This is a genomic window from Amycolatopsis sp. NPDC043885 (assembly GCF_056435685.1).
Window position 1 is genome coordinate 360561 of the sequence record NZ_JBWKEA010000002.1, and the last position, 14067, is coordinate 374627.

The 14067-nt window shown below is 61.3% G+C and carries 25 protein-coding genes; 24 read left to right on the plus strand and 1 reads right to left on the minus strand.

What is annotated here, in order from left to right:
- Nucleotides 1-9: 9 nt before the first annotated feature.
- Nucleotides 10-471, minus strand: a complete 462-nt coding sequence (locus AC069I_RS11425; protein ID WP_478265353.1) for an HNH endonuclease — start codon at nucleotides 469-471, stop codon at nucleotides 10-12.
- A gap of 833 nt (nucleotides 472-1304) precedes the next feature.
- On the opposite strand from AC069I_RS11425, the gene AC069I_RS11430 reads away from it, so the two are divergent.
- From AC069I_RS11430 to AC069I_RS11545, 24 genes are all read left to right on the plus strand, one after another.
- Nucleotides 1305-1535 (plus strand): hypothetical protein, encoded by a 231-nt coding sequence (locus AC069I_RS11430; RefSeq protein ID WP_478265354.1) that lies wholly within the window; start codon nucleotides 1305-1307, stop codon nucleotides 1533-1535.
- A 1744-nt stretch (nucleotides 1536-3279) separates the two neighbouring features.
- A complete protein-coding gene (locus AC069I_RS11435; RefSeq protein WP_478265355.1) occupies nucleotides 3280-3810 on the plus strand; it encodes a hypothetical protein in 531 nt (176 codons plus the stop codon).
- An 11-nt stretch (nucleotides 3811-3821) separates the two neighbouring features.
- The gene (locus AC069I_RS11440) at nucleotides 3822-4109 is read left to right on the plus strand and encodes a hypothetical protein (RefSeq protein WP_478265356.1); all 288 of its coding nucleotides are present in this window, start codon (nucleotides 3822-3824) and stop codon (nucleotides 4107-4109) included.
- A 155-nt stretch (nucleotides 4110-4264) separates the two neighbouring features.
- Nucleotides 4265-5095: a RecB family exonuclease gene (locus AC069I_RS11445; protein WP_478265357.1), complete on the plus strand. Its 831-nt coding sequence runs from the start codon at nucleotides 4265-4267 to the stop codon at nucleotides 5093-5095.
- Nucleotides 5096-5105: 10 nt separating this feature from the next.
- A complete protein-coding gene (locus AC069I_RS11450; protein WP_478265358.1) occupies nucleotides 5106-5555 on the plus strand; it encodes a hypothetical protein in 450 nt (149 codons plus the stop codon).
- Nucleotides 5556-5560: 5 nt separating this feature from the next.
- Complete coding sequence (locus AC069I_RS11455; protein WP_478265359.1) at nucleotides 5561-5785, plus strand: hypothetical protein; 225 nt, start codon at nucleotides 5561-5563, stop codon at nucleotides 5783-5785.
- Nucleotides 5785-6285: a hypothetical protein gene (locus AC069I_RS11460; RefSeq protein ID WP_478265360.1), complete on the plus strand. Its 501-nt coding sequence runs from the start codon at nucleotides 5785-5787 to the stop codon at nucleotides 6283-6285. The genes AC069I_RS11455 and AC069I_RS11460 overlap by 1 nt, the downstream gene beginning before the upstream one ends.
- A complete protein-coding gene (locus tag AC069I_RS11465) occupies nucleotides 6285-6623 on the plus strand; it encodes a hypothetical protein (RefSeq protein WP_478265361.1) in 339 nt (112 codons plus the stop codon). Before AC069I_RS11460 ends, AC069I_RS11465 begins: the two co-directional genes overlap by 1 nt.
- On the plus strand, nucleotides 6620-6826 hold the full coding sequence (locus tag AC069I_RS11470; RefSeq protein WP_478265362.1) for a hypothetical protein: 207 nt from the start codon (nucleotides 6620-6622) through the stop codon (nucleotides 6824-6826). The genes AC069I_RS11465 and AC069I_RS11470 overlap by 4 nt, the downstream gene beginning before the upstream one ends.
- Entirely contained in the window at nucleotides 6823-7230 is a 408-nt protein-coding gene (locus AC069I_RS11475; protein WP_478265363.1) for a hypothetical protein, read from the plus strand. The genes AC069I_RS11470 and AC069I_RS11475 overlap by 4 nt, the downstream gene beginning before the upstream one ends.
- A 3-nt stretch (nucleotides 7231-7233) precedes the next feature.
- Entirely contained in the window at nucleotides 7234-8937 is a 1704-nt protein-coding gene (locus AC069I_RS11480) for an AAA family ATPase (RefSeq protein WP_478265364.1), read from the plus strand.
- Between the two features lie 9 nt (nucleotides 8938-8946).
- Nucleotides 8947-9354: a hypothetical protein gene (locus tag AC069I_RS11485; protein ID WP_478265365.1), complete on the plus strand. Its 408-nt coding sequence runs from the start codon at nucleotides 8947-8949 to the stop codon at nucleotides 9352-9354.
- Nucleotides 9354-9755 (plus strand): hypothetical protein, encoded by a 402-nt coding sequence (locus tag AC069I_RS11490; protein ID WP_478265366.1) that lies wholly within the window; start codon nucleotides 9354-9356, stop codon nucleotides 9753-9755. The genes AC069I_RS11485 and AC069I_RS11490 overlap by 1 nt, the downstream gene beginning before the upstream one ends.
- Before the next feature lie 34 nt (nucleotides 9756-9789).
- Nucleotides 9790-10194: an endonuclease VII domain-containing protein gene (locus tag AC069I_RS11495; protein ID WP_478265481.1), complete on the plus strand. Its 405-nt coding sequence runs from the start codon at nucleotides 9790-9792 to the stop codon at nucleotides 10192-10194.
- A gap of 178 nt (nucleotides 10195-10372) precedes the next feature.
- Entirely contained in the window at nucleotides 10373-10804 is a 432-nt protein-coding gene (locus tag AC069I_RS11500; protein ID WP_478265367.1) for a hypothetical protein, read from the plus strand.
- Nucleotides 10804-11010 carry a hypothetical protein gene (locus tag AC069I_RS11505; RefSeq protein WP_478265368.1) on the plus strand — a complete coding sequence of 69 codons (207 nt, stop codon included), beginning with the start codon at nucleotides 10804-10806 and terminating at the stop codon, nucleotides 11008-11010. The genes AC069I_RS11500 and AC069I_RS11505 overlap by 1 nt, the downstream gene beginning before the upstream one ends.
- 127 nt (nucleotides 11011-11137) lie before the next feature.
- Entirely contained in the window at nucleotides 11138-11290 is a 153-nt protein-coding gene (locus AC069I_RS11510) for a hypothetical protein (RefSeq protein ID WP_478265369.1), read from the plus strand.
- Nucleotides 11287-11613: a hypothetical protein gene (locus tag AC069I_RS11515; RefSeq protein ID WP_478265370.1), complete on the plus strand. Its 327-nt coding sequence runs from the start codon at nucleotides 11287-11289 to the stop codon at nucleotides 11611-11613. Before AC069I_RS11510 ends, AC069I_RS11515 begins: the two co-directional genes overlap by 4 nt.
- Nucleotides 11610-12368 carry a ribonuclease H-like domain-containing protein gene (locus AC069I_RS11520; protein ID WP_478265371.1) on the plus strand — a complete coding sequence of 253 codons (759 nt, stop codon included), beginning with the start codon at nucleotides 11610-11612 and terminating at the stop codon, nucleotides 12366-12368. The genes AC069I_RS11515 and AC069I_RS11520 overlap by 4 nt, the downstream gene beginning before the upstream one ends.
- 33 nt (nucleotides 12369-12401) lie before the next feature.
- Entirely contained in the window at nucleotides 12402-12992 is a 591-nt protein-coding gene (locus AC069I_RS11525; RefSeq protein WP_478265372.1) for a hypothetical protein, read from the plus strand.
- 86 nt (nucleotides 12993-13078) lie between these two features.
- Entirely contained in the window at nucleotides 13079-13153 is a 75-nt protein-coding gene (locus tag AC069I_RS11530) for a hypothetical protein (RefSeq protein WP_478265482.1), read from the plus strand.
- Nucleotides 13137-13409 (plus strand): hypothetical protein, encoded by a 273-nt coding sequence (locus AC069I_RS11535; RefSeq protein ID WP_478265373.1) that lies wholly within the window; start codon nucleotides 13137-13139, stop codon nucleotides 13407-13409. Before AC069I_RS11530 ends, AC069I_RS11535 begins: the two co-directional genes overlap by 17 nt.
- Before the next feature lie 71 nt (nucleotides 13410-13480).
- The gene (locus tag AC069I_RS11540) at nucleotides 13481-13615 is read left to right on the plus strand and encodes a hypothetical protein (protein ID WP_478265374.1); all 135 of its coding nucleotides are present in this window, start codon (nucleotides 13481-13483) and stop codon (nucleotides 13613-13615) included.
- Nucleotides 13615-14043: a hypothetical protein gene (locus AC069I_RS11545; protein WP_478265375.1), complete on the plus strand. Its 429-nt coding sequence runs from the start codon at nucleotides 13615-13617 to the stop codon at nucleotides 14041-14043. The genes AC069I_RS11540 and AC069I_RS11545 overlap by 1 nt, the downstream gene beginning before the upstream one ends.
- Nucleotides 14044-14067: the final 24 nt, after the last annotated feature.

Consider the following 14067-nt stretch of genomic DNA (forward strand, 5'->3'; position numbering starts at 1 on the left):
ACCGGAGATTTAGATCAGCCCTAAGGCTGCGTTGGTTCTGGCGAACTCGCCATAGTTTTCGATGGCCGCCGCGTCGTAGGCGCGGGCGGCGTCTTCAGGGGTGACGAAGGTACCCAAATACCTACCGGCAACGTGGGCAACCCATTTAGCACCGGCGGGCTGCACACCCTTGAACCCAGAGGTGTTGTTTCGAGGTAGTCGGCTGTTGGCCCTGTTCTGGGAACGAGTAGCCCACCGCAGGTTGGTTCTTCGGTTGTCCAAGCCATCACCGTTAACATGGTCGATCTCAAACCCAGGTCGCTTACCCAGGAGAACCCGGTGCAACGCGGGCCTTTTCGTACTACTGAACTTGACGCTTACGTACCGTGTTCGGCCCGCCCCGAAAGACTCCAACGGGTAGTCCTGGAGGGCCACGTAGTCGGCGTGATCCATCAGGACAACAACGCCGTCTTCGGTTTCGACCTTAACCATGATGAAACTTCCTTCATCGTGGGCACTAACCCACTGTCAACCAGCGCTAACTGGTCCGTCCGCTACTTGCGGGGGCTGTGGGCTGCCCGCGGTGTTAGCGCACCCGGCAGCTCTCCGTGTCGACCCGGAGGAGTCTTAGACGCCTGTAAGACAGCTTGGTCAACTAAGGGTTGTCTTTAGTTACCCTTGTGAGGTCCTCCTACGGAGGACCTCCGGATGACCTCAAGTTGTCTTCAGTCAGCTTTAGCTAGCTTTAATTACCTAGTCCCCCAGTAGGTGAGGTTGCATCGCCGACATCCGTAACACGACCCCTCCAGATATCACCCGTTTGGGGGAGTCATAGCTTGACACGTGCTGTCGGAGCGAGCGTCAGACGGCGGACGCTGACCAGGCGAAAGCCCAGGACAACTCCTCCATCCGGGTGACACGGGCGCCCGATGACTTGACGCGTGCTGCCAACACGTGGATAGTTCTAGGGGTCAGGCCGAGCGGGACACCGGGAAGCCAGACAGACACCGAGGACACGGACTGCGCCGCGAGGTAGAAGCAGCAACGGGAATCGGGAACCATCGCCAGATCGAGGAAGCATCCACCCGGGCCTGATAGCCCCGGGAGACCTCGAAAAGGGGGTGAGCGGGGCGGCGACTGTCGGGAGACGGATAGCGCCCGCTGAACAGGGCCGCTTGCCCAGGCAGGCAGTCGCCATCTACGAGGTTCACATGATCTTCCCGGGACGGGTCAGCCGCGAACGATGCGGATCAACTGGCTCTAGCGGGCGACTCAGGATGACGGCTTCGAGGGTCGGTACCTCGGGCGGCACTGGAGGTAACGTAATGGAGACCGTTGAAGACCCCCGGGATATCTACGACATACTGCCCGACGTTTCAATTGATTACCAGAACTGGCAGCGGTGCGAACACGATGTTCTGAATCCCGCGCTGATCTCCGCAGGCTACCAGCCGGGTCGTTGGTACACCGCTGAGGGTGATTCCTTCGGACCGCTGTGCCGTGCCATGAATGGGTACGACCCGGATGGGCGTCTGGTGACAATCTGCTACGGCTGACACGAGGGGGAAACGATGAGCAACGACGCCGCACGATGGCGGGGAAAGCCCACAGAGGACGCACCCGAGCCGGAGGGGGTCGTCTATCAATGCCTGAATCTCCACCTGGCGGACAGCCACCACGGAAGCTGTCAGGTCGACGGGTGTCCCTACGGCCCGAACCCGAAGCCCAAGGAGCGCCGCCGATGACGACCGAGGGGGTCGCCGAGGACATCAAGATGCGGCGGGCCGGCTACGACCCGACCGGACGTAACAACTGATGGGGAGCGGGATGAGCTTCGTCCGGTCTCTACTTGACCGCGAAAGGGACGACCGGCGGGTCCGGTTTCTAGGGGATGCCGTCGATGGCTTCTATCGCCGAATGAGGATGGGTCAACGGTTGGGTGTATCGCCGAGTACCCAGCAGACGCTAGAGGCTGCCTACGACGCCGCCTCGGCTGTCTGGACCCCGGTTTATGACGCACGGAAGGCTCATCGGGCAAGGAAGGACGCCAATGGCTGACGACGACACTTGTAAGGGATGCGCGGGCAACGGTACCGTTAACGATGAGAACCAGCTCATTCAGGTCACATGCCGTACCTGTGGTGGATCGGGAAAGAAGTAGGACGCCACTCGCGACAGCAACTTGCCGGACAGGTCTTCTCTTCTCTGCCCGGCTTCTTGTCGCCATGAAACGGAGGACTTCTAATGGACGACACCGAACAGCCGGACCTTGTCATCGTGCTGACCTGGGAGCAGAGGGGTATCCCGTGCACCCGGGTGTTCCGCTCCCGGGCGGCTTTTGTGGCCGCTAGAGCCGATCTAAGCCTGTCTGGGACGCCTTATCAGGCGCACACGGTTTCCGTAGAGGGCTGACCCTCCGCGTTTTCTCATACCCGATTACTTGACATGTGCTGCAAGGAGATAACTTGACAGACTGCGCCGTTGTCGAGTGCATTTGCAGCACTCGACGCCATCCCGAACAGCTTCCGGCCGCCCTTCATCGCACCCGTAAGGGCGGCGTGGTTGACCACGAATACCGGGCCGCATTCGGCGGCTCGCTGTCCAATCAGATGGGTGTCATCGCCCATTCCGCATTCCGAGTCAGGAGAAGCAAATGAACGTCTTTGGGCAGACTAACGAAGTCGTGTCGGCGTTGGATGAGTCGATGCCTCAGCTGGACGGGCGGCGGGATTACGGGCCTCAGGGGTGTGCCGAGCGGGGCGTTCTCCTCGGAGGGTTGGCCCTGGCCATCCTCGCGGTCACCCGAAAGGTGTGGCAGCGCTAGTCCGTCGTGGCAGGATGGGTCATCCTCCGGGGTGGCCCTTCCCGCGCCGACGGGCGCGGGGCTCCCCACGCCGGCGTCGTCGACGTGGGTTGAGCCCACCAACTTCTCTCATAACTTGAGAGGTCCTTGCGCCACCAGAGTGACCTCAGAGGCTTCCTTGAGGTTACGCCGAACGGGTTAACAGCCCAGGTCAGTTGAGGTTTCAAGTTACCGTCCGTCATCCGACAGGCCACCCAGAGTTTAGAACAGGTGTTCTATCTATGGGGCTAAAGTCCCTGGTCAGCGGAGTGCAAACTACCCGAAAGTAGGTCACGGTGACACAACGACCCGGGATGTCTCGTTAACAACTCCGGGTAGTCCCCACGACGTACGGGGCAACAGGCTGCAACGAGTGGCCCAGGGGTGAGGGAGAGCACATGACTTGAGGCGTACTGGGGCCACCAGTAAAGTAACCCTCAGACGAAGGGGGCTACACAATGGCGAGGAAGCGTACGACGTCACGGGATCGAATCGAAGCCCTTTTAGCCAAGGGTTTCACCCGGGCCGAGGTGGCGAAAATCGAAGGCATCACTGAGTCGGGCATTTCCTACTACCTACGGCACACAGGGGGAAAACCTGTGGAGTCTCTGGTAGAACGGTTGAAGAAGTCGCTGCCTTGGGATATCTCCGGGGAGATGGTGCAAGCCGTCCCTTACCGGATGATTCTGCTGCATCTGGAGTACCTGGAAACCAAGGGCAAGGGGATGTCCGCGAGTAACTCGATGAGCAGCCCGCGGAAGCTGGAGAAGCTTCGGGCCTTCTATCAGAAGCTGGATGACTTCTCCCTGGTCGTCAGGTATGACCCGGATATCCCACCGCTCCCAGGTCAGCGATTCGGTGGCTTCGAGTACACACCACGGGTAGAGAGCGATGGGGACCTGATTATCCGGGTCGACGAGAATACGAAGATACCGGTCGATGACCGGGCTAAATGGTCCCTCCCGGCACGGGAGGATTGGCCGGAGTAAGGGGACCCACAATGGGGTTGGTTGCCGATATAGACGGCAGGGTGTACGCCTTCCAAGACGGCGCGCTGCTGATAGTGATCACGAGGGACGACGTCAGCCAGCACGAACCGGCCTTCGAGCCGGTTCGCCGGCTCCTGGCGGAGCATTGCCACACCTTCGGTGACTTCGGGTTCAACGGGGACATCCCGGGCGAACCCGAGTGGGCCCAGGATGCCGAGGCGAGGTTTTACAAGGTCTGGGCTATCTGCCCGCCGTACGAACACCATTGCGTCGTGGAGGTCGCTGATGTCGCAAGCTGATGACCCAACAACGGAAGTAATCAAGCGGGCCTCCTTCGGGCTTATCGAACGATCTATGGACTGTGATCCCGATTGTTCCTGGCGAGTTCTGGGGGCAGTGGAGAACCTCTTAGAACTCGGAGTGACGATCGAAGAAATCATGAGGTTCGTAAAAGATGCCTGCTGACGAGAAGTGGGAAGAGTACAAGACCCGACCGCGCTCCTGGAGTCAGCTTTCCAGCTACGAGAGCTGTCCCCACGCCTTCTACCTCGAACGGATAGCCAAGGTCTGGAGTCGACCCGCTGCATGGTTCGCCACGGGCCTCGGGGTCCACTCCGCCGCCGAAGCCGGCGAGAAGCGCGAGGTCGCCTTCACGGTCGACGCCATGCTTCCGGTCGCTCAGGAGGCCTTTAGGCAGGACGTCAACGCTCGTCTGGAGGAGACACCCAACGCAGACTATTGGCAGTCGTCCGGGACGTACCACGGTCCGACGGACGTCCCGAGGCGGTACAACGACCTCCGGCGGCATCTGGTCAACTATCTCCAGATAGCGGAGACTCTGCCGCCGATCTGGTCACCCGATGCGGTCCCCGCCGTCGAGTGGGCCGTCGACATGGATCTCGACGGCGTCCGGGTCATCGGGTCGGCGGACCAAGTCCGGGTGGATGCCGCAGGCTTCGTCATCGTGGACGTCAAGGCGGGCTCTAAGACGCCGGACGACCCGGGGCAGCTGGCGGTGTACGCCGAAGCCGTGAGGCGGGCTACGGGCAACTCAGACGTCTCCAGGGGCGTCTATGCGATGACTGCCAAACCCCCCACGAAGACGGGCCGCATCAGTGCGGCTCAGGTCGTCAAGAAGGACCTGACGACGATTCCCGTAGAAACCCTGACGGCCCGATTCCACAAGGCCGACGAGGGGATCAAGGCGGGCAATTTCGACCCGAAGCCGGGCGAGCAATGTCGGCGGTGCTCTGTCGCGTCGTCGTGTGATTTTCGCGTGCTCTAATACTTGATTCGTGCTGACAGGAAGCAACAAGCTAGGGAGATTTGATATGTCTGGGTTCAACAAGGGTGATCGTGTGCGGTATGACCGCTGTGACAAACACGGGCTGGCGGAGTACGACGGTGCAACCGGAACGATTGTCTTCGGCATGGGTGTAGTAGCTAATGTTCAGTGGGATAACGGGCTGAACGGGTACGGACATGATACGAAGTACCTGAAACTCTTGACGACGACCGAGGCCACCCCGCGCCCCCTTGTCGGCCCGGCTCCGAAGGTCGAAACGCCGAAGATCCTGTCTCCGTTCCGGGCGTGGGGAGACCACGTCTACGACGACAATAACGTCTTGGTAATAAACGTCCTCACCGATGTCTTCAAATACCACGGCCTGACTGAAAACGACGCTCACGACTTCGCCAAGTACGTCGCCGCCGCCCTCAATGCCCGCGCTTTTCCCGAGAAGTGATCCCGATGACTGACCGACTTGACCCCCATGAGGTATACGCAGAAGACGGCCCCTCCGACTTCATTGGGCTGTACCGGGAACTCGGCGAACGCTTGGCCCGCCGGAGGATTCCCAGCCTGATCGAAGAAATCGAAGCGCTGGCGAAGTTCCTGCCGACACTGCCGGAGAAATCCGACGCCAGCGAGGCCCTCCGATCGCTTCGCCATCTCCGTCGGCTGTTGGAGGCGTGATGGACATCGTCTATTCGGATCGTAATCGTCATCGTAAGTACGGCGAGAGGGAGAACCTACGACAGAACCCGCCCTCTGCGGCTGGTTACTGTGAGATCTACCAGATTGATGGCGATTGGTTCGCTTATCAGGAGTCCGAGGGCGGTTCTACCCGATGGGCTGCTGTGGCTACCCGAGAGGAGGCGGAGCAAATCCTTAGTGGCGCTCTTCGGTCAACGTTCGATTTCTGGGACGAAAAGGTCCGATGGAAGAACGCGGGCGAACTCACCGATACACGTCAGCCCGTGATGCGGGTCGATGGCTATCACTACGTCGTCGGTGAGCAGGCCAGCGAAAGCGCTGTGCGGTGTGGGGCTGCCGGGTTTGCCGGACGGACATTTCGCTTCCGTCGAATTGATGATGGCAAGGTCTACGAGACTAATAACTGTTGGTATCAGGGTGCGATCCCAGCGGAATACAAGGGCCTCCTTCCTGATAACGCCGAGTTCGCGGAGGCGTGATGGACAAGAGATGGGACCCGAAGAAGAGCTACGAAATCCGCGTGAAGGCTACGCTTACCTCGATCCCGATCACGATCTACGTCGGCCCGTGGAATCCGTTGGCTGAGAGCAAGTGGTCAGCCGCATGGGCGTTCTACGCCCAAAGGCGACTCCGCCGTCATGTCGACGACAAGGAAGTCCAGGCGATGTTCTACGGCCACCCGGCCCTCGTCGAACTGGAAGAGCATCTCGATGACTTCTACGACGTCCCGGACGGCCCGCCGAATCGTCTGGCTGACCCGGAGATCATGAGCGCCGTCCGTCGGAGGGTGTTCCCGTTCAACGAGGAGACATCGTGAGCGATTTGTCCAAACACATAGTCGAGGCTGTTCAGGGTGAACTCGCAAGCCGTAAGGGAGTACTAGAGGATGTCGATGTAGATATCGCACGGGAACTGTGTGGGACAGTCGCCGTTATCGTCCTTCGGACGGCAGCTCTCGATATGGGCCGCTTTGGTGAGGCCCTCCACGAACTGGCCGACGAGATCGAGGGGGCATCGTGATCGACTTGCCAACCTTCGCTAAGGGCGAATTCGTACACCATCCATACGACGAGGAGCTTTACGGAAGCGTCATCAGCCAGAACCGCGGATCGGTTTTCGTCAGATGGGAAAACGGGGACGTTGATTCTCAGGGTGCCCTAGCTCTCGATGCCTGCCGTGAGGAAGACGGCGTGAGCGGGCTTTCAGCACGGCTGGTACGTGCAGCAAACGATGCCCTTGGAAACGACACACGGCATGTCCTCGATTGCTCCACGGGACAGGCCGTGGCCGCTGTTCTTCGAGAGCTTGCCGACGCCATTTCGAAACACTTCGACGCCCTCAAGGATGCTGGCTATCCGGAGGACTTCGAGTTACCGACGGCTACCGACTTCCGAATGATGGCCTTGGGTGCCGAAAGGGGATAGCAAATGACCAACCCAGCAGCAGAGGCGGCCGTCCGATACACCGAGCTGGGTTATCGCTGCTACCCCTGTCATGTCGACCTCGTCACCGGGTCAGACGGCAAGGTCCGCAAGATTCCCCGCTTCCGTGATGGCCATTGGTCGCCCGAGAAGGGTGCCGAATACCCGACGGACCCGGACGCCATCCGGGCCCACTGGGGCGACTACGACGGCGTAGTCATCGTCTGCGCGTTGTCGGGCATCGTCGCCGTCGACATCGACCAGGGGTCGGGTAAAGACGGCTGGGGCAACCTGAAGGCGGCGGGTCTGACGCCCCCCGCTACGCCGATGATCCAGAACACCAGCGGCGGCGGTCGACACCTTCTCTACCGAGCACCCGAGGGTGTCGAGCTGTCCAGCCGCCAAGGTGTCCCCGTCAAGGACGTCGACATCCGGGCGGCAGGGGGCAACGGAGGACTGCTGTTCGTCGAGCCGACGGCCCTCTCAGACGGTCGGGCATGGAAATTCCAGAAGGTGGTAGCCCGGGATGACCTCCCGGAGTTCCCCGCCGACTGGGTCGACCTCGTCATGGTGAAGGAGGACATCGGGCGGCGTGAGTCAGCGCCGTTGCCGTCTGACCCCGATGCCCTCCTACAGCGGGTCCGCGAGATGCCCGCCGGCGAGGGCTGGGAACAACTCGGACCGCTGTCGATGAGGTATGCCGCGGTCGCTATGGGCATCCGGATGACGGACGAGGAGATCGAATCTAGCTTCCTCGATGCCTACAAGGACCGCCCCGGCGGCACGCTGTCCGACGCCAGGCGGTCGATCCGGTCAGCCCTGAAGAAGGTGGAGCCGTGGTTCCCGGGCGACCCAGAGCCGGACTTCGACGACCTCGTAGCCGAAGAGGCCACCCGGCAGGAGATCCGGTTGCGGGGTCAGAAGAAGGCCTTGGAGCGGATCGAGGGTGAGTCGGCTATCCATCTCCGTCGGGAAGATGCCGCAGATCTCACGGCGCCGATGGAGTCGACCGCGTGGGTCGTCCCCGATTTTCTTGCGGAGAACGAGGTTACCTTGCTGTACGGCGGAAGCCGGGCGGCGAAGACGGCCATGATGATCGACCTCTGTGGGCAGTTGGTGACTGCCGGAAGCTTCATGAAGGCCGATGTAAAGGCGACCCGGGTTCTCTACCTGGCGGCTGAGGCGTTCACATCGGTGGCTAACCGTTTCCGTAGCTGGTTCCAACATCACGGGCTGACCCCTGACCCGAGGATGATCGAGGTCCAACCGGGCAATCTCCAGTTGGACAACCCGCGCTCGGTAGAGCGCGCGGTTGAGTACATGAAGCCCTACGGGGTCGTCGTTGTCGACATGTTGGAGTACGTAACCGGTGGGCTGTCCATCAACACGGAGGCAGCTCGGATCGTCATCCTGTTGAAAGACATCGCAACCCGCGCGGGTGTGACCCTGGTCGTCCTTCATCACACGAAGGCGTCGAAGGTCGACCGCGAGGGAAACACGGTGTTCTCCAAGGAAATGGCCGGATCGCACGGGGCGTTCTACAACAAGACGAATTACGTCCTGTTCGCCGAGCCCGACGGAGAACACCGGTATTCGGTGACAGTGACGAAGAATAAGGATAACGAGGACGGCACCCGGTTTATGGGGCGGACCGTCGAGGGGCCGGGACGTTTCCCGGTGTATGTGTCAGAGGGAAAACTCGGATATTAGGGAGAGATCATGGCGGAAATCAAGGTTGGCGACCGGGTGCGCGGGACGGCGACGTGCTCCGGGCTGCCGAACGATGAAGTGTACGAGGGTGTGTTCCGGGGGGCCGACAACGGCGACGGCTGGTTGGAGGTTCACGGTGACGACGGGGATGCCTGGTGGTTGGACCCCGGGCGTCCCATCGCCGTGGTCAGCCCGGAGCCGACCCGAGAGCTGATCGGCAAGGCGCCCGAGGTCGAGGGCCCGAAGCTGGTCGGGCCGTTCGGGACAGATGACGAGGATTACATTGTTGACGCCCGGGGGGCTCGGATCACCTGGGTGGACAGCGGCCACGACGACTACGAGCCCGGGGACGACGCCAAGATCGCCGAGGTTATCGCCAAGGCGCTGAACGCATACTTCGGAATCGAGGCTGTGTGATGACGGAAATCAAAGAGGGTACCCGTGTGACGGCTACGACGACCCGGGACGGCGACGAGATTACGGGGGTTCTGCTGGAGAAGGGGCAGCTTAACGAGTACTCCAACGAGCGATCCGTGCTGCCCGACGGCAACGAGCCGGGTAATTTCCGGTATGTCCGGGCTGCCTCCGTGAAGGTCGCAGATGACCCGCTGTCCTTCGTCGGCCCGAAGCCCGAGCCGGCTAAAGAGCCCACGGTGACGACTCCCTTCGAGGTTCGCGGAAGCGGCCGACACGTTGTCTTCGACAGCAGGGGCAACGAAGTTCTCCGGGTTTACGGAGACATCACCCAGGACGACCAGGATGCCGAACTGGCCGCCCTCGTCGTCCGTCTGCTGAACGAACACTTCGGCGTTGAGTAGGGCCGTCGTCTGCACAGACTGCCTCAGGGACGGCGTGAAGACCGTCCGGCCGACGCCCCACGGCGGCCCGCGTAGCCCTCGATGTGTCACCCATCATCGGGCCCGCCGTAAGGCCACCCGAGGGCGCGCCAGGGCGTCGAGGCTGTCCCGGGACTTCGGTATCACGGACGAGGACTACGCCGCCGTCAAGGCGGAGCAGGGTGGCAAATGTGCCCTGTGTCAGCGGGCGACCGGGGCCACCAAGGCGCTGGCCTGGGATCACGACCACGCCTGTTGTCCCGCACCGCCTACGTGTGGCAAGTGCGGCCGAGGCTGTCTCTGCGGCCCGTGTAATCAACTGCTAGGGAGAGCCGGGGATAACCCGGAGTTCTTCCGGAGAGCAATCGAATATCTAGCCGACCCGCCCGCGAGGCGGGTTCTTTCGTTTAGGGAGTGTTAATGGACTTGGACGACTTGGTTGACGCGCTGCATTCGCTCGTTAACCAGGGCTACGGGGCACGACGTGTAGCCCTGTATGCCGACCATGCCCAGAGTTGGGAGTCGGCAACAGATGTCGCAGTAGACGAGGACGACAACGGAAACCCGGTCGTCGGAATTTTCGGACTGTAGGAGAGATCATGACGTTTATCGGACCGCGGCCGACGGATGGCCCGAAGTACACGACGCCGTTCTACGCCGACGGAGACGAAGTCAAGGACGCCAGAGGTTTCCTTGTCGCCCGTTCCGACACCCCGGAGATCGACGACGACAATGAGATGGCCCAGGCGATCGCCGACGCCCTCAACGAGAAGTTCGGGGGGGAGCCGGAGACGACTCCGTTGGCCGACTGGGAGAAAGAACTCCTGGCATCGGGAGAGACTCCGAAGCTCCGCACGCTAGCGAACGCTAACGGTGGTCACGAGTTTGTTTACGAGATCAACCCGGGGTGGTTCATGTGGGCTTCGAGCCGACAGGAGGCGGATGAAGCTCGTGAGTGCGGGGCTAAGGGGTGGCAGCTGCCCAACAACCACTACACGCTGATCGACGTCGAGACCGGCGAGGAGGTCTGATGAGCTACCGCTACTTCGTCCGGGACAACTGTCTCTCGAATCGGCCCAAGCGTTATTACCGTGTTGGCGGGGACTCCGTGGAGATCTGGTCGAATTCCGACGAGGGTTGGATCGAGGCAGTTGCCAACCCTCTCGCCCCGGGGCACCTGCCGTACACCGAGCTGTCGGAGGCTGACCTCCCGGGCTTCATCCGGGGCAGCGCATGACGTGGCGATGCACGGTCGTCCGGGGTAACGACGGCCCGCCGACAATCATCCGGCTGGACGAAGACGGCCGTCGGGTCGCCTGGTGGGACCGGGAGAGCAAAACGTGGCAAGCGATCGAGGAGAACGAATGACGGAGAGCACGTCTTATCAGAAGGCCATCTTGTTCGCCCTGAACACCTTGGGCAAGCACGTGTACGGCGGGACGGTGTCCCTGAAGACGAAGGCCACCCGGCGTTCCCTCAACCGACGTCAGAAGGCGTCCCGGAAGGCTAACCGGTGACCGATTTCAAACCGGGCGACCGGGTTCGACACAGTGTCTTCGGGTTCACAGGGATTATCCGCTCCATGCCGTTTGACAACAGTCCACTGGTGGACTGGGACCCTCCGGCGGATGCATTAGGCGCTAGTTATGCCAACGTGTCGAACCTGTTCCCGATCGGGCGTATGACTAAACAACTGGTCTTCCATCTGGAAGGCGACAACGCCGAAGGGTTGCTGGGGGACATTCTCGATTTCCTGGATGCAGGTCTGACGGCTAGGGATATCCGGGACGCCGTCAGGGAGTCAACCGGCGGATATTACGACGAGGAGACCGCAGGATGACCGAACCGCGTATTTTGGCGTGGGATATCGAGACGTCGCCGAACCTGGCGTACGTCTGGGGGCTGTTCAAGCAAAACGTCAGCCTGAATCAGATCAAAGACCGCGGCGAGATCATGAGCTTCGGGGCCCGCTGGGTCGACGAGCCTGCGGAGAACATCATGTTCTTCGGTGGTCCGAAGAAGTCGGACTACAAGAAGATGATCCGGGCCGCCTTCAAGCTGTTCGACGAGGCCGACGCCTTGGTGTCCTGGAACGGGAAGGGATTCGATACCCGGTGGATGCAGCGGGCTTTCCTCCTGGAGGGCCTGGGCCGACCGTCGGCGCACAAGGAAATCGACCTGATGCTGACCTCCCGGAAGCACTTCCGGTTTGTCAGCAGCAAGCTCCAGAACGTCTCCCAGGAACTCGGGTTGGCGGGGAAGGTCCAGCACTCCGGGTTCGACCTCTGGCTTCGCTGCATGAAGGGCGACCTTGACGCCTGGGAAGAGATGAAGGAGTACAACATTCAGGACGTCAACCTACTGGTTGACCTCTACGACAAGATGTTGCCGTGGATCGGGCACGAACACCCGAACCGTAATCTCTACTCGGAGACCGACGGCTGTCCTCGCTGCCCGGCTGGCCCGGAAGCGTTGAAGCCACGGGGATTCCGTCACACAGTCGTTGGGGCTTACCAGCGCTACCGGTGCGACGCATGTGGGTCGTGGTCGTCGGAGGGCAAGCGCACCTTCGGCGTTGACCTTCGTTCTGCCTGATTACTTGACATGTGCTGGCGAGAGGCTAACTTGATGAATGACGAAATCGATCTGGTCCAAGAAGTCGAGAAGGCCGCCCTAACGGTATCCCGTTCGTGGACGGGCGTTCTGGACGTCGAGGACATCCGTAACGACACCTGGGTCAAGATCCTGGAATCCCCGAACACCCTGTCGTCTTTGCAGTCGTACGACGAGGGACAGCGGGGGAAAGTGCTCCGGGCTATCGCCCGGCAGTGCGTCGGCGCCGAGCTGGCCGATCGGGAAGTCTTCTCCGCCCAGGTCTACTACTCGACGGACGACGTCCGGCGAATCCTGGAGAACGGGGGAGCCAACGATATTCCCGGATCGCCTTCTCACGTCGAATGGATCGACGCCCAGGAAGGCATGAAGGTCATCAATCCGCGACATGCGGAGGTCTTGTTCTCCCGGTATGTCGCCGAGGACTACGACGCCTCCGCTGGCATCTCCCGGATGAACCTGACGCGAGCCCGGGACGCCTTGGCGGTCGCCATGAATCGCGTCCGGAGGGAATCGGAGTCGGCCTACGAAGGCCCGGGATCACGCCGGGTGTTGTCCAACGCGGCGGCCCATTCGCTGTCCAAGAGAGAAGGGGGAAGCCTGTGACGAGCTTGTTTGACATCACGGTTACCCGAGGAGAGATGTACCAGTCGTGGGTGGTCCCGGAGCTGTTTCCGGATGAGCGGCCCGCCATGATCGGCAATTGGTCGACTGATGACAGAGAAATGTACTGCGGAGGCGAATTCACCAATGGGTCTGCCCGCTGACATTGATTTCAACCCGTTCGCGGATAACGAGGAGAGCGTAGTGGCAGAAGAGAACTGGGTCTCTGTGACCTTTCCGGCCCACGGTGGCTACGACGCCCCGAAGGTCACCGTCCACGGCAGCGCGGGTTACCTCGCTGACCTAATGGGCATCGAGGACTACGACGGCAAGCTGTCCACCCTGATGAAGAAGGTCGCGACCGTGGACACCTTCTTCAAGAAGCAGATCGGCGGCGATGGGTCGGCCCCAAAAGGCTGAGGCCGGGGCAACCCGCGGGTAGCGTAGAGCCGCCCGAGTGGGCGGGTGAGCCGTCGGAGTGTGACCACGGCGTGAAGCGCCGGTACAAGTCGATGATGAAGAAGAACGGCGAGATCGGGCATCTGTTCGAGTGCGTCGCCGTCGAATACCCGGACCCGAAGCAGTGTGACGCGGTCTGGATCAACCCTCCGAAGGGAAACAAGTAATGGGTAGCTGGGACACGTACAAGACCAACGAATCTGACCAGCCGGGGTTCGTGTCGCTGGAGAACGCCGGGGATTCCTTCACGGGCACGCTGATCAGCGTGAAGCCTCGGACCATTCCGGCGCACACTTTCACCTATCAGCCCGAAGACCTGGTAGTCCCGTCGCTGACGTTCCGGAACCGGGCGGGTCGTCTGATGAAGCTCGATGCGACTGCGACTGTTCTCAAGAATGCATTGGTTGACGAATCGCCCGAGCCGGGTGATGAGGTCACTATCACCCGGGGCGAGGTCCCCAAGGGCAAACGGTGGATCAAGTACACGGTGAGTGTGGTTCGCAGCAAGGGTGGAGGCGGCGAGGCTGCCCCTAAGGCGGCTCCGAAGAAGGCTGAGCCCGCGGAGACGACGTCGGACGACGAGCCGGATTTCTGATACCCGATTACTTGATTCGTGCTG

What these genes read in the sequence shown, in the direction of transcription:
- AC069I_RS11425 (WP_478265353.1), bottom strand. Translation starts at nt 471, where the DNA reads ATGGTTAAGGTCGAAACCGAAGACGGCGTTGTTGTCCTGATGGATCAC.
- AC069I_RS11430 (WP_478265354.1), top strand. Translation starts at nt 1,305, where the DNA reads ATGGAGACCGTTGAAGACCCCCGGGATATCTACGACATACTGCCCGAC.
- AC069I_RS11435 (WP_478265355.1), top strand. Translation starts at nt 3,280, where the DNA reads ATGGCGAGGAAGCGTACGACGTCACGGGATCGAATCGAAGCCCTTTTA.
- AC069I_RS11440 (WP_478265356.1), top strand. Translation starts at nt 3,822, where the DNA reads ATGGGGTTGGTTGCCGATATAGACGGCAGGGTGTACGCCTTCCAAGAC.
- AC069I_RS11445 (WP_478265357.1), top strand. Translation starts at nt 4,265, where the DNA reads ATGCCTGCTGACGAGAAGTGGGAAGAGTACAAGACCCGACCGCGCTCC.
- AC069I_RS11455 (WP_478265359.1), top strand. Translation starts at nt 5,561, where the DNA reads ATGACTGACCGACTTGACCCCCATGAGGTATACGCAGAAGACGGCCCC.
- AC069I_RS11460 (WP_478265360.1), top strand. Translation starts at nt 5,785, where the DNA reads ATGGACATCGTCTATTCGGATCGTAATCGTCATCGTAAGTACGGCGAG.
- AC069I_RS11465 (WP_478265361.1), top strand. Translation starts at nt 6,285, where the DNA reads ATGGACAAGAGATGGGACCCGAAGAAGAGCTACGAAATCCGCGTGAAG.
- AC069I_RS11480 (WP_478265364.1), top strand. Translation starts at nt 7,234, where the DNA reads ATGACCAACCCAGCAGCAGAGGCGGCCGTCCGATACACCGAGCTGGGT.
- AC069I_RS11485 (WP_478265365.1), top strand. Translation starts at nt 8,947, where the DNA reads ATGGCGGAAATCAAGGTTGGCGACCGGGTGCGCGGGACGGCGACGTGC.
- AC069I_RS11490 (WP_478265366.1), top strand. Translation starts at nt 9,354, where the DNA reads ATGACGGAAATCAAAGAGGGTACCCGTGTGACGGCTACGACGACCCGG.
- AC069I_RS11500 (WP_478265367.1), top strand. Translation starts at nt 10,373, where the DNA reads ATGACGTTTATCGGACCGCGGCCGACGGATGGCCCGAAGTACACGACG.
- AC069I_RS11505 (WP_478265368.1), top strand. Translation starts at nt 10,804, where the DNA reads ATGAGCTACCGCTACTTCGTCCGGGACAACTGTCTCTCGAATCGGCCC.
- AC069I_RS11510 (WP_478265369.1), top strand. Translation starts at nt 11,138, where the DNA reads ATGACGGAGAGCACGTCTTATCAGAAGGCCATCTTGTTCGCCCTGAAC.
- AC069I_RS11520 (WP_478265371.1), top strand. Translation starts at nt 11,610, where the DNA reads ATGACCGAACCGCGTATTTTGGCGTGGGATATCGAGACGTCGCCGAAC.
- AC069I_RS11525 (WP_478265372.1), top strand. Translation starts at nt 12,402, where the DNA reads ATGAATGACGAAATCGATCTGGTCCAAGAAGTCGAGAAGGCCGCCCTA.
- AC069I_RS11535 (WP_478265373.1), top strand. Translation starts at nt 13,137, where the DNA reads ATGGGTCTGCCCGCTGACATTGATTTCAACCCGTTCGCGGATAACGAG.
- AC069I_RS11545 (WP_478265375.1), top strand. Translation starts at nt 13,615, where the DNA reads ATGGGTAGCTGGGACACGTACAAGACCAACGAATCTGACCAGCCGGGG.